Raw genomic sequence first — 16,194 nt, 5'->3', positions numbered from 1 at the left:
CTACAGCAGATACGACCACGAATGCCGCACATCGACAAGTAAAAACTATGCCGCTCGCGACGACTCAAAAGCATCACCGCCAGTGATGTTCTCGGTCTGATGAAAAGTACACGACTGCGGAGGCCGTGGGCGGGAGCTGCGAAACCTGGCGTGCAGCGTATCCCAATCCAGCACGAGAGTGCCTCCTGTTGTCTCATGCTGTTGTTCCCAATCCATCAGGAGTTGGAGGCACGCGTGGTCGATGTAGCTCAAGCCTTTCAAGTCGATATGCAGGTTCGTACCCGGCGGCACCACTTCCAGCGCCGCAGCCAACTTCGGCAGACGCAGAAAAGTTGCCGATCCCTCCAGCACCAGCGTTCTCCGATCGCCAGCCGTGTCTACGCGATGGATAACAGAAAGCCGGGAAAACGTATAAATCAACTTAGCTATTGACAGCCCGACTCCAATCAACACTCCTGTGAGCAAGTCCAGGGACACGACAGCACCAGCGGTGACGACACAGATGATTCCCTCGCTCCGACTTTCTTCCCACAACGCACGAATCGCACGAATTCCAAGCAGTTTGACGCCTGTCAACACAAGTATTGCGGCCAAAGCGGACGTCGGCAACATTCGAAGCATTTCAGGAAACAAGAGAGCAAATACCAGCAGCCATGCTCCGTGAAACACGGTTGACCAACGGGTTCGAGCGCCGGCATCAACATTGGCCGAACTGCGAACAATCACTCCTGCCATTGGCAACGCACCCATTAGACCACAGACAGCGTTACCCACACCCTGAGCCGCCAGTTCGCGGTCATAGCGCGTCCGAGGACCCTGATGCATTCGGTCGACGGCGGCGGCAGTCAGCAGTGTTTGTGCACTCGTGACGAAGGCGACCATCAATGCAACCTTCCAAACCGATGAACTCGTGAGAAGGGCTGAGAGCGAACCAAAATCAACCCACTTCACTGCCGCCCCGAGGCTGTCAAACTCGACCCGCTCAATGGGCAACGACAGGAAGGCGGATACAGTTGTCACAACAATGATCGCCACAATGACAGCAGGTATCGCCTTGAGTTTGTTCGGGACGATCCTTTTCCAGAACACCAGAATGAGCAATGTGGCGGCACCAATAAGGGCAGCAGGAAGGTGCCCTGGGTGCCCGTCGTGGCCGATGAAGATATGTGCCATGGCCTGTGGAATATTCACAAGATTGACCAGTGGATTTCGGGCAGGAGCGTCGTCCAACGCGACATGGAACTGCTGGGAGAAGATGACCGCCCCAATCCCAGCCAGCATCCCAAGAATGACAGCGGGTGAAACGGCTCGAAACCACTGGCCTAGCCGCAGCAGGCCAGCGGCAACTTGAATCAACCCGGCGAGAAGCACGACGACTCCTAACATCCCGATCCCCTGTTTCTCGACGATGTCGAGCAGGATCACAATAAGCCCCGCCGCCGGTCCGCTCACCTGCAATGGGCTGCCGGTAATCAACCCCACCAGAATTCCGCCGACGATGCCGGTGATCAAACCGACTTCCGCCGGAACACCGCAAGCCTTGGCAATAGCCAGGCACAGCGGCAGGGCAACCATAAAGACTACTAAAGAAGATGGAATGTCGCTTTTGAGTACATCGAACCACTTCGGGTGCTCAGCGACTCGCGAAGCCTTCAACGATCCCACGTCTTCGGGCGGCCATGAACTCGAATCAGAATCAGACCGGACAGTATGGACGACCGGCGTCTCCGCTAAAGGGGCGAAGGCATTGCTGGCTTTATCGTAGGCGAGCACGTCTCCTGTTTCGAATCGCAAGACCCAGGCATGCAGACGAATGGTTCCGGCAGCTAATGCAGCGACAACCGCTGGATGTTTCTTCAGGTTTTCGACCTGCAAGAGTACGTTCCGCTCGACCGCCTTGTCCCACAAGGTGTCTCCTTCGAGACCGGGGTGTTCCTTCCGGATCGTCTCGTTCGTCTCAGCGGCTTGGGCCAGCCACTCGTTCGTCTTGCTCAGATTGACCGCCTCTTCCGGATGCAGAATTGCCCGAACCGCACCGCAACGATAGTGTCCGCAAACAATGATGTCAGTCACACCAAGCGCGGAAACGGCGTATTCGATCGTAGCCGCTTCGCCGCTCGGACCATCGCACGGAGGAACTAAATTGCCCGCGTTGCGTGAAACGAATAAGTCACCAGGATCAGCCTGCATCAAGGTCTCGGGCAGGACGCGCGAGTCTGAGCAGGTAATCAACAGCGCTTGTGGCTTTTGGCCCTGGGTGCTTCGTTCGAATTGTTCACGTCGTTCCCACAAGACGTGGTTCTGAAAGTGTTTCAGACCCTCAATCAATTTCTTCATGTGCACTTCCTGTTTTTATCGCCAAGATTGGGGAAAGGCAGACTGGTTGCAACTGCCTCGAAATCGTCCGGCTTGGCTTGGTCTTTGACCTGAGTAGTCCCAGAGGACCGATGCATGCCAAGTATGAGCAATGACCGACAGCGCAACTGAGGCACAGACCAGTACTTACCAACGAGCGCACCCAGCCCGTGAGCGCGAGTGACTAAACCATCGTCAATGCGAGATGATTTGTAAGAGATGGGGAACCCTCTCCGTCCAGCAGGACGATGGGTATCACCCGGACCGCCTCAACAAAGCAGGAGGCAGAGCACATGAAGACGGTCTCTTGGGGACAAAACCGGACCGCCGTTTGCATTGGTGATTCGCAGCGCGATATTGGAGTCGCCAACATGCTGGTAGCAAAGATTAGCGCCTATCAATGATACAACCGGATTATCTTCGCAATCCCGCTGAGTCTGCTGAATGCGCGTTGCCGGAAATGCCGTAATCTCAATTCGAGATTCGCACGGGCACGTGGGTCGAGAGGGGAGCCCACCTCCCGATGGCAACTCCTTGGCCGGAATCGCGCAGCACGGCTCGTGCTGCACGTCACCGACCGATGATTGCGCGGTTGCTCCAATAAGGATGGACGCGAAGGATTGCACATGGCATGGACAGGGCAATGCCCCAACCACCGTCGAGAAGATCAGAAGTGCCATCAACCCGATCCGACGCATTCGCACCCAATCTCCGTTCGAAGAAGAAAAACAACCTCGTCCAGGAAGAATTCTGAGACTTATCGATTGTATCGATTCAGAGAGGATGGAGACTTAAGTCGAAATTCGGGAATCTCGCGATTTTCGTGCAAAAAAACTATCCTCTTCCGCATGAACGCTCACTGCACTCAATGACAACAATTGGTCAGCCCGGCCGTCGAACTCCTTGTTGTCACTGCTGCAAGCCTTTATCGTCAGACATCTGCCGTCTTAATCCGGCTTCCCAGCCACGGATTCCTAACATGAAAAGTTCAATAGCCGTCTTGTCGCCCCGACTTTCTTCAGATATGGGCCTTTCGGCGAGTCCGTCGAAGGGCTTTCTCCATTCTGGGACTAGAGTTACGTCTACAGTTACGTCGATGAGCCGGAAGTTCAAACAGACGATTTCCCAGATTCGACGTTTGGCGCGGCAATCGGCCGTAAGCCATTTGTCTTTTTGAGGTTTGCGAGAGTTCACTCGATTGGGATGCTTGCCCTGATCAACAAGGGGTGGAATCATCTACCATGTCTATCTCTGAGAAGCTGATAGGTGCCGTCGTGGTCCTGGTCGTGGCTGTGGCCGTGGTTGTGTCTTGCCGCGGTTCGGCTTCTACCACCGATTACATTTCCGTTCTGCCGGGACTTGGCACCGAGCAAGTTCAGGTCAACATGCCTGCCGACCAGTTGCCTAAGAGCTTTGTTGGACCTCAAAAGGAGAGCGGTGTTCCGCTACATATCGTCTCAAGGTACTCTGATCTGGCCAAAGGCGTGACAGTGGTATGCTACGAGGACCGCGTGTGGCACGCAACGTTTTATTTGCGCCCAGGAACTTGGGGCAGGAAGCATTACTCAGCGTTTCCTGGAATCGTGGATGACGCGATCACTTATCAAAGCAGTATTGAAGACATAATTGCCGAGTTTGGCGAGCCTAGCACTCACGAAAGTGCCGCCGATTCTACCTATCTTGATTTCGGCGAGAAAGGCATCGAGTTTCGTTTTAAGGGTGATAACCTGCAGTCCGTCACTGTAGATGACCCCACCTTCAACACCGACGAAATCTACGAGAAGATTCGCGACTATCGGGCGAAGAATCCCAAGGAGAACGAAGATTGACAACCTTCAACGGGAGGCCAGGCACCTACCCACCGAAACAGTACAACTCGCGTCCTGTCGACCAGATGATACGAGACTTCGAATCCGGCAAACGCGCTCTAGTTGCGGTACCTTCGTGTCGCACCGAACGTCAGTCCCAGGGCCAAAGCGATCAGGCCTACCGAGTGAGGCTCGGGCACCTCTGCCCCAAATGGTAGCAGGCTCAGGTCAAAGCCTCCCAGGGGTTCGAGTGCGACATTCATCAGGAAGACGTCATCCAGGTCGACTCTGCCGTCCAGGTTCATGTCGCCTTTCTGCCACGTCGTAAGGTCGCCCACGGTGAGGTCGGCGTGGAATCCGTCGAAACGATTCTTCGAGTTCCATCCGGCAACGAATGCGGTCACGTCGCTGTTGTCCACGACTCCGTCGACGTTCACATCTCCGACGGGGATGTCTCCATCGGTGATCGCGTTGGAGCTCAGCGCGGCAATCTGCTGTACGAGCGACTCGTTGTCCATGAACAGGTTGAAGCTGTTGGTGTTGTACAGTTTCGCATCGCCGAGTACGCCATTGAAGGAGTTCTGCGGGTTCGCCGGATTCTCCGCACCCATTAACAACGCCGCCCCGGTGCTCACCGTGTGATTGTCGGCGTGGGCGCTAATCGCCACGCCGTTGACGTACAGCACCGTCGCAAAGGCGGTGCTGCCATCGCTGGTGCCCGTCACGACTTCAGGCGCTCCAGGTGCGTTGGTCACGTAGGTGTGCTGCATTAGGTGGACCCATTCTTCGCTCGCCGCGGCCAGCCTTCCAGCGATGTCGGTGTCGTTGCTGTGGGCGCTGATGATCTGGGTCCACACGCCATCGGCCGTGATGGAAATACCAACATTGTTGACGTCGTTAAAGTACAGGGTCTGTCGATTGGAACCGCCATGGGGAAACGCCCACAAAGAGATGCCAATGTCGGCGGTGCCCAAGGGCGTCAGGTGCCCTGTAGCGGCGCGTTGGACGGAATCTCCATCTCCGTCGAACTTGGCGCCCCAGTTGCCAACGGCGGCTGGCTTGTTGGTGGCGTATGGGGCCAGGGTCAGGTCCGCGTATCGAGGGTCTCCACTGGCAAAGTCGAGATCGTTCTCCGGCGCGTTTTCGTACGTGGCATCGATGATCTGGTTCTCCGCGACCGACTCAAATAGAATCTCATCTGCGAGGTCGCCAAACTGATAGTCGCCTTCGATCGTAACGGTCGCCGACGCCCACGAAGCCACGGCCAAACAAATCGCGAAGGCCGCGCAGCGGCCGAACCGGGCGAAGACTACGGAAGGAGTTGACCGGACCAAGGCGACCGCCAGCATTGGGAGGAGCGCCAGCAGGGCCGTGGTGGGTTCGGGTACCTGCGTGGCCGCTACCTGCGAAATGCTGCCGGAAGAGAGGCCGAAGTTAGTCTTCCAGAGGGCATAGTCTTCGGGTCCGACGCCGCCGCCATCGCTGCCATTGCCGTTCAGGGCAGCTTCCGTCGGAGCGCCCAGGTTGTTACGCCACACAGTGTAATCGGCAATGTTGACAGTTCCATCGCCGTTGAAGTCGCCCTGGAGGCCAGGCGTGGCCACCATTTCCACGAGCCCTTCGACGACTTCACCTAACCCGACATCGAAGTACTCGAACATCAAATCCCCGGCCACACTGGTGTTGTAGGCAAGGCCTAAGCTGAGTGGCGTCGAACTGACCGTGGAACTGCCGAGAAAGAACTGCTCGGCCAATAGTCCGTTGTCCGAACCGGCGACTTCGTCCCAGGTTTCACCGTTATCGGCACCGTCGTCGACGGGATCGAGATTCTGATCGCTTAGGCTGCTCCACTGCGAGAACACGAACGTATCCGCATCGACACTTGTTAGCTCGTAGGCGCTCATGTCGATGGGAGTAGCCGACTTATTCTTGATGCGGACGAGGCCTGTGAGAGTGTTAATCTCCGCGGTCAAGATGACCGGTTCAGGTAGCGGAGCGAGTTCGGCGTTCACACCAATCACCAAGGTGTCCAAGCCACTGTTGCTGGGATCGGATTCGATGGAGAAGCCAACCATACCTGCCAGCGAGCCAGTGGTTCCACTGAAGTCCTCCACATCGAATGCAACGCCACCGAAAGTGGCAACCGGCCCAGCCGATACGGCATCGCCGATGCGTGCGTACCCGGCACCGCCGGTAAAATCGGTTCCCCAATGACTCGAGTTGTTGATCGTCAGGGAGTAGTCGCCGATGGGCACTCCAGATGCATCGACAGGCTTCACAATCACCTCGTCGTTACCGCCGTTCTCGATAATGAAGAAGTCGTTCGCGCTGCCTGCCACACCTGCTGTGACGTCCTGGCTGAACAAGAACACAGCAGGGCCTCCCATGCCAGTGCTAACGACGTTGCCGTCGATGTCCACTTGAACGGAGCTGGTGTCGTTTGGGTCGCCGGCGTTGAGCAGACCGGTCGAGATGTCCAGATTCAAGACTGCGGCTGCACCGTCGATCTGAGTGCCACCGATGCCCCACGAATTGCGGACGCCGGACCCGCCTCCGCCGCTGTCGAAGCTGCCGAAGCCGGCAATCGCATGAGAGAGATCGCTGACGGTGCCGTGCGCCGTGCTGATCGAAGTCAGGTTGGCGGTGTTGACGATGTCGCCGTTGCCGTCGAGCGTTGTGTCGATCACGGACGAGGTGATCGGCGCAATCACGGCGGAGGCCGGAGGAGACGCGGCCATTGCCAGCACCAAACCCAAGGTGCACAACGTCGCCCAACTAGACAGTTTTCGCATGCGGCGTTGGGCGAATGGCAAACCGGCGGCTAGCAGCAGGAGGCCGAGCCCTCCTGGCTCAGGGACAGCGCGACCGTAGTTCAGCTCAGCCGAAACAAAGGCCTCGGACTGGCCAAGTGAGTCGAAGATGGTTCGCAACAACGCGTAGTCACGAATGTTGTTGAAGCCATCGCCGTTCAGGTCGCCCATGCTGTATGCCTCCGCTGCAGATAGTCCAGATAGATCGGAATGCCCATTGTCTCTCAAAACCGCGTAGTCTTCGGCGTCGACATCGCCGTCAAAATCCAGGTCGCCATCCGCAAATGGCTGCCCACCGTTCCCTTCGTAGATAGCGTTGAAGTTCAACTTCGTACCGTCATCCAATAGCAGCTCAAGCTGGATATCTTCCACGTTTGAAGCAATCCAAGCTCCACCTTCACTAAGCACCAGCGATTCGCTCTGCCCGATTACACCTCCATCGCCAAAGAACTCCGCCTCGCTCAGTTCATCATGGCTGAGCGGATTTGTCAGGATGGTCCACTCGTCATCGGAATCGATCTGATCGGCTCCAGGGGCGCTCGCGTCGTAGTTGTCCGCGATGGTCTTCCAGCCGGACTGGTCAAAGGACCCTGTAGGGGAAGAAAGCGAGTAGGCGATGATGTTCAGCGGGCTTTCGGACGAATTGAAGAACTCGATAGATCCGTCGTCTCTGTTTACAATCACACGTCGTTGTTCGCTGACTGGGGTGTACTCGATTTGCACGTTGTCGAGGAAGCCGCTGATACCCCCGTTGGTCGAGATGGCAAACTGGTCAAATGTCTGCTGCAGTGGCTGAGCCGTTTGATTGGCCCCGCCGACGGGCTGAGACTCGAGGTGAACCACTTCGGCAGGTGTGAGGCTGTCGAGTCCGTCCTGAATCACGCGAATGGCGATGCCAGTTTCTTGCTCTACCGTTGTCTTGGTGAGCACCAGCTTGAACGAGTGACTAAGTGCATCTGCGATGCCACCAGTGTCGGTCGGATCGTCGGAGATGCGAAGAATATCGCGGTTGATTCCAAACAAGATGTCCGGATCTCCGCCGTCGGCATTGGCGCTTGTGTAAGGCGTGTTGGCCCCTGTACCCACCGAGATCCGGTAACCATGGCTGTTGTCGGCCACCTCGCTTTGCATCAGCCCGAACCGGAAACCGCCGATATTGTCCGGAAAAGCGGTTAGTCTCACATCGAAGCTGAGCTCGATGCTATCGCCGATGTTGACCAGGGACGTCTGAGTGAAGCTGCCAATGGTTCCCTCGCGGGTCAAGGCACTCAGGCTCAGGGCGTTGCCACCGCCGATTCCAGCGCTGTCGTCGGCGATGGCCAAGACCGCCCCCGGAGAATCCTCGGCTGCCCATTCGCTAGGGACTCCCGGACCATCAAATGTTTGGGAATATACGAGAACTGCGTGCGCCGATTCAACTTGCGCAAAGCAGTAGACTGACAAGATCAACGAGGTAGAAAGAAGCTCGCGGCCCGTGAACATGAAGTAATCTCCAAGAGCTTTAGTGATTAGATAGCTGGCTACTATTAGTACTGATATAAGGAGTTGGAGTCGCCTGGATTCGGTGTGGAGTTGCGCTAGGGCGACATTGCCAATGGATCGCGTTCGACAAACGGCTTGCCACCGTTCCAGGTGAGTTCGATACGAACGTCGTCGCGAGGCTCAACAATCTCCACCTCAAGGCCAGACGACGCTGGATCAAGGTAGGCCTTCGGCGCGCGCCAACGGATTCGCTCGTTGGGAAGGCTATCGATCGCACGCACGGCAACTCGGTGCAATCCCAGGGTCGCACCATCGTTGAGTTCGTAGCAGGTCAGGGTAAAACGTCCTTGTTCGTCGGTGTTTCCCCCGGCAGTTCGCCCTTCGGCCGGTATGAATTGAATAAAAGCGCCAGCCAGGGGCTGACCATCGACCAGGACGACTCCAGAGACTGGAACTCGGTGCGGACGTTGATCACCACAACCGGCGGTAAACAAGACTCCCAGCATAATTGCGGGGATGGCTGCGCGTGGAAAAATAGCAGTGGCGATCATATCTAGGCGAATCAGGAGCATTTCGAATTTAAGGGCGATCGGTGATCACCTCACCGCCGGCGCGTGTGATCAGCGCGTCGTACGTGGCCTGCGAGATGGACTCGTCGATGAGTTCTACATGTCCGTCGCCAAATCCGAACAGCGCCCCGCCAGGGTGCTTGCTTTGGAATGCTGCATTCAGGAGCCCAGGTGGGTAGGCGGAGTTGACTTGTAGCGTGCCCGGAGGAGTGTTGATCGGGTTAGCGGAGGTGCGCAGCGAGCTGTAGCGATAACCAAGGCTCCAGACCAAAGCACCAGGAACGGTCGACACGTCGATCGCTTCGCCTACAAACATAGTGTTCGAGAGCCCATCGGTGAATTGCCTCGCCTTGAGCTTGTTAACGTACTGAAAGGCTCCGTTGGCAGTGACTTTGTACGACCAAGTGGCGAAAGCGGGAGATTGAGTACCAAAGCAGAGCGCATAGTTTCCGGTCGCCGCACAGTCTTGAACGCCACGAGAGTTGCGTAGAAAGTGCGACCGCCCGACGACAATATTGCCGGGCATTGTTTCGCAGCAGGGGGCTGCGTCATCGGTTGGACAGACGAACACATCAGGGCGTGCGGCAACCGCATCGGAGTATCGCTCCAACCAGGCCGTCTCACCTGATGTTGCGGTGACCCAGGGTCCGCCATCGAAGTCGTCTTGACTAAACTGGTCGTATAACTGCTGCTGCTCGAGTTGAGGCAGGATGGCCACAAACGCGCTGGGACCTACTCGCTGCGAGACGGAGAACTGGCGGCAGTCGGAAACCTGCGACGCATCGCAGCTGTAGCGACCCGCAGGAAACTCCTGCTGGGCATTCTCATAGTTAAGTAGCGCCAGAGTCAGATTTTTCAGGTTATTCGTACACTGCGTACGACGCGCCGCTTCGCGGGCCGCTTGGACGGCAGGGAGCAGTAGCCCCACCAAGATGCCAATAATAGCGATCACCACAAGGAGTTCGACTAGCGTAAAACCGCAGGTTCTCAGCCTCATAGCCGGAATCTCCTCACCTGGCAATTAGTGACTCGTTACAAAGGTCGGCGGACGAACCGCGCTTCGACCAACAAGCAATTGACGCTACGAGCTTGCGTTCCACCTTTCCCCGTCAAAGAGCTAACAGCTGGGGCTGCTGGACTGGAAGCAATCATAATTTCCGGCGGAGCATCGCGATTCGTACAAGAAAACAAAATAATACCTGGATTTAAGGGGTCACATATCGCCATTGGATCACGGTGGCCCGCAGGTGCTGACGATGCGGCATATGACCGCCCGGTAGAGACCGCCCAAAAAACGCGAATTTTTGCCGGTTTGCAATGTGAAAACGGTGGGCTGCCCGGAAGAGTAATTGCTGGATGTGCGAGTGCACTCGCTTCCACTCCAGTTGAATACCAGTCTTAGTGTGCTGTTGAATGTACCCGCTAGAATTGATGTTCCTCCTTTCGTAGGCGTTTCGTGATCGTGCGAAATCAGGCAGATTTGTTGTACCACTCATGCACCAGATGAACCGTCATCCATTGCCTAGCGACGACGACAGCTCGAGAACCGAGACGTTCCTCCGGCACTACACGGATTGCGAGACACAGCTGCGTGGATATCTGCTGTCCCTGCTGTCTAACCAATCCGATACGGACGAGGCGTTTCAAGAGACAATTCTGGTGCTTTGGCGTCGGTTCGATGAGTTCGATCCCGATGGAAGCTTCTTCGCCTGGGCGAAGGGCATTGCCTTTCATAAGGCACTGCACCTGCGGCAGAAGCGGAGTCGTTGTAAGGTGGAAGACCATGCCTTCCTGGAGGCGGTGGATGCGATGATCGACCGCAATGTAGAAGGGCAGCGGATGCAGATACAGATGTTGAAACAGTGCTTGGAGAAACTGGCTGATGCAGATCGAAAGCTGGTGAATGTTCGGTACGGAACAGATCGACGCATCGTGGACTACGCCGAAGAAGTTGGTAAACCCGCAAACACAGTGTACAAAGCCCTGGAGCGCATCCGACGCATGTTGATCCAGTGTGTTGAACGCAACCTCGCTGCGGAGGGACGGCGATGAGTTCGCATGAACCTCACCAGACGGCGAAGCAGCTGCGCGAGCTATCCTCGCTGGTTGGATTGGCTCTCGATCAGCAACTCGAGGAGACGCAGCGCCTGCGAATGCAAGAACTCGTCTGCAGTTCGCCGGAGTGTTGTGAGTTTTACGTTGCCGCGATGACGCTTCATGCGGCGCTACCAGCGAATTGTGGTTCTGCCAGCGAAGATCGGGTGCTTTTGGAGTTGCTGCTCCAGGAAAGCATCCAAGTTGGAACTCAAGAAAAATCCACGGCGCGCGAGGGCGCTTGCGCGGTTGACGAGAGTCTATGTTCGGCGATCGACGCGCTTTGCGCCTCCTGTCAGCCTGGGGCAGAGTCGTCGACCTCGTTCGTTACGCCGGTGCGTTCGAGGAAGCGGTGGTTCGCGCCAATCTCTCGCCCGCTGCCCGCTGTTGCGTTTTCCATGCTTTTGCTAATGGTCACGACCGTGTTGGCTAGCAGCAGCGTTCGCAACATTCTGACGCAAGTTCTCCTGCCTTCGCGATTCACCGTGGCAGGCAACTCCGGTGGACTTACCTACTCCAAGAACCCCGACCATGTGCTGCACGGTCCCAACGTCGAAACCGGCACTCGGCGCATCGGAAGCAGTGCATTCGATGATGTGGCGCTTGCGAGTTTGATCGTCTTTCCGCTACCAACATTGGAAGATATCGAGCAGATCCATTCAGCTCGGCTCGAGTGGACCCTCAAGCAGATAGATGGCAGTCCTGAGTTTGATGTGGATCTCTATGGATTAGGCTACGTCGAGTCGCCTGAACTAACCGGGAACGGTTTCTGGGAGGGCGACTTCGACGACAGTTTGCGGGCTGCCTACGGCATGAGCGGTCCGGGCCACAGGACAGTTCAGTTAATCCAGGCGTCGGTGATGACCCCTGCAACAGAGCCGGGGCGGATTCGTGTTCGTAATAGTCGTTTAGACACATTCATTCGTTCCCTGTACAGAGACGGGGCTCAAGCGGGAGATCTAGTGGTCTTCCGACTCAATGCCAACGCATCAACGGTGGCTATCCCGCGGTCCACAGGCTACGAAGTGGTTCATCCTCCTGCCATTGATGGCGTGACGGAGCCCGCCGAGATCCCCATGTTCTGGATTACACCTCTCAGCGACGCGCCGCAGGACCTTGCGACCGGCCAGCTCTCGCTCTCTGCCCAGTCGATGACTGCCCACCCAAGTAGCGGTTTGACCCGGTCGACAGGAAGTCGAATCGAAACCGGTTCTCGTGTCGGAGGAACTCGTCTGATAGGCAGCTCGATGCGCGATGATCAGTCCCTGGCCGTTGCTCTGATGTTCACACTGCCTCCAATCGATGTGGAGGTTATCGAGTATGCGAGTCTTGATCTGACGGTTCTCGCTCCGACTGGCGATTGTGACTTTGCTGTCGATCTGTATGGTCTGGGGTACACCACCAAGTCGACGTACACGACTCCCTGCTTCTGGGAGGGTGATAGCGATCCCTCATCCGCCGGAAAGTATGGTTTGCTCGGACCCGCCGACGAGCCCGTGGCGCTTATCGCCAAAGCGGTCGTCACTCCCGACAGTCATGGTCGCATATCCATCGAAGGGGAGGCGCTGGTCGAGTTCCTTCGCACACTGTACGACCACGGCGCCCAGGGTGGCGACACGGTTGTCTTTCGCTTGAGTGCAGATCGCTCCACTCGTGACATGGAAGGTGCTCACGGCTATCCGGTCATCCTGCCACCTCGACGCAGCCAAGTTTCTCCGCATAGCCTTCCATTGCTAAGCATTACTACCAGGTAGCCACTACTCCTGACTTGCAGATCCTTGGTTGTTTCCAGATCGCACTCCACTCGATTCGGTACGCACAAGTAGTATGGGTTGTAAACCAGCTGTGACCTTACCCTTCGCATCATCTAAGGGCGGATTGCATGGACTCCGTCCAGTCTTCCTCCTGCTACTGGTGTGCTGCGTAATTGGGGCTACCTTGCCATTACGAGCAGAAGTCGTAGCTAGCGATTCCTTCGACTACTCCTATGGCACTTTTGGCGGTGCGCACGGCGGAGTTGGCTGGTCGAGCAAACGCGGCTGGTTGAGCGTCTCCGACAACTTGTGTTACGTGTGCGATAGTCATCACACTTACGTGATGCACAACGAACAGCCGCTGGCAGCAGGACGAGTCGCCGCATTTCACGGAAGCCAGCGCAATGCGGTTCCGTTGCGCCGCGAATTGGCAACGCCGTTCACCGGCAACACACTGTTTGTGCGGTTCGTCTTGCGTTACGACGCCAAAACCATCGACGATGTTGCATCGCAGGGTGACGGCGAGTTCTTCGTCCTGTGGCTCGACGACATCGATAGTGCCGATGGAGCTGGCCATACACCCAACGCACCGAGTATCGGTGTTCGTATCCCGGATCCGTCCAGCGACCGTGCTACTCCTGGCAATCGCTTCATGATCCGCATGAAACGAAACAACCCTTCGTATAGCGAACGGGAGTTCATCGGCGACGAAACGTACCTGGTCGTAGCGAAGCTTTCTAAATCGAGCGATCACCCGCTGGCTCCATTCGACCGCATGGAGCTGTGGATCGATCCGGACAAGTCGGCGTCGCTTCCCGAGCCCGATGCATCCTCAGAGGGCAGGTCGATAAACTCGGTCCGCTGGGTGGGGTTCAGTATCGGCCGGCGGACCGAACCGCAGGACTTCATCACCGTTGACGAATTGGTGCTAGGGGAGACGTGGAGCGACGTGCTGCCGGACAAAGAGTTCTCCCAATCTGAGATCACCTCGCGAGCAAGGCCAGGTGAAGCGGCCAGTCGGGTTGATTTTGGACGGCAGGTGCTGCCGATCCTGCAAAACAACTGCTTCGACTGCCACCAGGGGCAGGATGCACTATCAGGGCAGCGACTGGATGTTTATGAGGAACTGCTTGGCCATTCGCAGGGCAAGCCGTTGATCGTACCGGGCAACAGCAACCAGAGTCCGCTTCTGCAGGTGCTAGTTACTCCTGACGAAGAGTTGCGGATGCCACCCGATAGCGATCCATTGCCAGACGACGAAATAGAGGTGCTCCGAGATTGGATCGATCAGGGCGCCGCTTGGGACAAGCAAAAACTACCGAGTGAGGCTCTCGAGTCGGATCACTGGGCCTTCCAGCCAATCGAGCGTCCCAAGCTGCCAAGCGTGCCCAACCAGGCAGAAGTGCAGACTGGCGTCGACCCGTTCATCCTATCTCGACTGAAGGAAGCGGGGATTGCCGAAACTACATTGGCAGACAGGCAGACGCTTATTCGCCGCATGACGCTCGATCTCACCGGCTTGCCTCCCTCGCCCGAGGAAGTGGAGGAGTTTCTTTCAGACCAGTCACCCGAGGCCGTAGACCGGCTCATCGATCGGTTGTTGGGGTCTCCAGCCTACGCGGAACATTGGGCGCGGCATTGGCTCGACCTGGCGCGGTGGGGAGAGAGCGATGGCTACCAACACAACCAGAAGCGTCCCCATGCGTGGCGGTATCGCGACTACGTGATCCGCAGTCTCCTGAACAACAAGCCGTACGACGAATTCGTGCGCGAGCAGGTTGCCGGAGATGAGTTGAAACCATCCACCGACGAGCGCCTCATCGCAACTGGCTTTCTGGCGTCGGCCAGGTACAGCAGCAACGAACGCGACGAGAAGATTCAGCGGAACGACATTCTCGTCGACATTACCAATAACACGGCCACCACGTTTCTGGGGCTCACGCTGCAATGCGCCCAGTGCCACAACCACAAGTTCGATCCCGTCACGGCGAGAGACTACTACCGGTTTATGGGCTATTTCGTTAAAGGCCAGCCAGTGGAGATCCTGCTCCCTGGAGCCGCCGCCGACGAGCAGAACGGCGCTCAGCAAGAGGTGCTCGATGGAATCTCCGATCAGTACCAAATGATTGCCGAGAGTATGTCGCGTATGGAGGCCTCGCGACGGAGGCAAGGGCTGCCTACGGCCGTGACGTCGATCGCCAAGGCCATTAAGTCGATACCGCCTGAAGACCGAGAGCATTTCGACGAAGTGCAGAAGCTCGTCGCCGGATACGACCGCGCGTGGTCGTTCTATTCACCAGTCACCGCCAGCGCCACCATTGGCGTGCCCTATCTCGATCGCACTTCGCCTCTGAGCTACTCGCTCCACAAGCTTCAAAGGGCAACGCCGGTATTGCTTATCCGTGGCGACATAAACTCTCCAGGCCCACAAGTCGACATTGGGTGGCCGGAAGTGTTCGGCGGCGAAGCGAACCTCGACGAGATTTCAGAGACTCCCCGCACGACCCTGGCAAATTGGATGGTTGGCGAGTCGAACCCACTCACCGCCCGCGTCTGGGTAAACCGAATCTGGGCGTGGCACTTCGGCCGCGGCATCGTTTCGACTGTTGACGACTTCGGCACCCAGGGCTCCGCCCCCAGCCATCCGCTGCTTCTCGACTGGCTTGCGTCGGAGCTTGTTGAGAGTGGATGGGATACCAATCACATACACCGATTGATTCTCAAGTCGAGGACTTACCAGCTTGCGTCGACCTTGCAGGAACCACACAACTCGATCGATCCAGAGAACACTCGGTATTGGCGTTGGTCGAGGCGTCGCTTGCAGGCGGAGTCGATTCGAGACTCAATACTGGCTGTATCAGGAGTACTCGACCGAACGCTCTACGGTCCCAGCGCCAGCATGAAGGTGCGTGGCAAGTCGCTGCGACGAACCATCTACCTCGAGCAAAAACGGGGAACATTGCCGACAGTGCAAAACCAATTCGATGGCCCCAATGCGCTTACCTGTTGCGGTGTGAGGCGCACTTCCACCGTGGCTCTGCAACCGCTTTACCTGTTGAATGACAAACTCGTACTCGGTTACGTGAAGTCGTTGGCCCAGCGCGTTGGAGAGGAAGCTGGCAGCGACCCTCAGCAGCAGATCGATCGAGCATTTCAACTGGCGCTATCTCGGAGACCTAGCGACGACGAGCGAGAGACGCTAATCCGCTTCATGGATTCCATCGCAGATGAGGACAGCGCGAACTCATTGCTGTTTTTGTGCCACGCGGTGGTGAACCTGAACGAGTTCCTCTACATTCCCTGAAGGCTGTCCCAGCCAAAT

Annotated in this window: 9 protein-coding genes; 4 read left to right on the top strand and 5 right to left on the bottom strand. The window is 56.9% G+C overall.

The genetic code is table 11. The features are described from left to right. Positions 1 to 45: 45 nt before the first annotated feature. Both ACQK2L_RS25580 and ACQK2L_RS25575 read right to left on the bottom strand, forming a co-directional pair. Positions 46 to 2,337: a SulP family inorganic anion transporter gene (locus ACQK2L_RS25580; RefSeq protein ID WP_425399886.1), complete on the bottom strand. Its 2,292-nt coding sequence runs from the start codon at positions 2,335 to 2,337 to the stop codon at positions 46 to 48. A 927-nt stretch (positions 2,338 to 3,264) separates the two neighbouring features. Then, positions 3,265 to 3,591, bottom strand: a complete 327-nt coding sequence (locus ACQK2L_RS25575; protein WP_425399885.1) for a hypothetical protein — start codon at positions 3,589 to 3,591, stop codon at positions 3,265 to 3,267. Positions 3,592 to 3,596: 5 nt separating this feature from the next. On the opposite strand from ACQK2L_RS25575, the gene ACQK2L_RS25570 reads away from it, so the two are divergent. Then, positions 3,597 to 4,184: a hypothetical protein gene (locus ACQK2L_RS25570; RefSeq protein ID WP_425399884.1), complete on the top strand. Its 588-nt coding sequence runs from the start codon at positions 3,597 to 3,599 to the stop codon at positions 4,182 to 4,184. A 98-nt stretch (positions 4,185 to 4,282) separates the two neighbouring features. Here the strand turns inward: ACQK2L_RS25570 and ACQK2L_RS25565 are convergent, their stop codons facing one another. From ACQK2L_RS25565 to ACQK2L_RS25555, 3 genes are all read right to left on the bottom strand, one after another. Continuing rightward, positions 4,283 to 8,296 carry a hypothetical protein gene (locus tag ACQK2L_RS25565; protein ID WP_425399883.1) on the bottom strand — a complete coding sequence of 1,338 codons (4,014 nt, stop codon included), beginning with the start codon at positions 8,294 to 8,296 and terminating at the stop codon, positions 4,283 to 4,285. 254 nt (positions 8,297 to 8,550) lie between these two features. Then, on the bottom strand, positions 8,551 to 9,027 hold the full coding sequence (locus ACQK2L_RS25560) for a hypothetical protein (RefSeq protein WP_425399882.1): 477 nt from the start codon (positions 9,025 to 9,027) through the stop codon (positions 8,551 to 8,553). A 7-nt stretch (positions 9,028 to 9,034) separates the two neighbouring features. After that, complete coding sequence (locus ACQK2L_RS25555) at positions 9,035 to 10,021, bottom strand: DUF1559 domain-containing protein (protein WP_425399881.1); 987 nt, start codon at positions 10,019 to 10,021, stop codon at positions 9,035 to 9,037. A 506-nt stretch (positions 10,022 to 10,527) separates the two neighbouring features. Between ACQK2L_RS25555 and ACQK2L_RS25550 the strand changes: the two genes are divergently transcribed. The 3 genes from ACQK2L_RS25550 (at position 10,528) to ACQK2L_RS25540 (ending at position 16,176) form a co-directional block, all read left to right on the top strand. Beyond that, positions 10,528 to 11,076: a sigma-70 family RNA polymerase sigma factor gene (locus ACQK2L_RS25550; protein WP_425399880.1), complete on the top strand. Its 549-nt coding sequence runs from the start codon at positions 10,528 to 10,530 to the stop codon at positions 11,074 to 11,076. Next, positions 11,073 to 12,872, top strand: coding sequence for a hypothetical protein (locus tag ACQK2L_RS25545; RefSeq protein WP_425399879.1), 1,800 nt, complete (start codon positions 11,073 to 11,075; stop codon positions 12,870 to 12,872). The genes ACQK2L_RS25550 and ACQK2L_RS25545 overlap by 4 nt, the downstream gene beginning before the upstream one ends. 184 nt (positions 12,873 to 13,056) lie before the next feature. Beyond that, on the top strand, positions 13,057 to 16,176 hold the full coding sequence (locus ACQK2L_RS25540) for a PSD1 and planctomycete cytochrome C domain-containing protein (RefSeq protein ID WP_425399878.1): 3,120 nt from the start codon (positions 13,057 to 13,059) through the stop codon (positions 16,174 to 16,176). The last annotated feature ends 18 nt before the right edge of the window (positions 16,177 to 16,194 follow it).

The sequence above is a fragment of the Aeoliella sp. genome, assembly GCF_965227375.1.
GTDB lineage: Bacteria > Planctomycetota > Planctomycetia > Pirellulales > Lacipirellulaceae > Aeoliella.
Note: the sequence above shows the minus strand (reverse complement) of the source record. Positions and strands in the feature narration are given on the sequence as shown.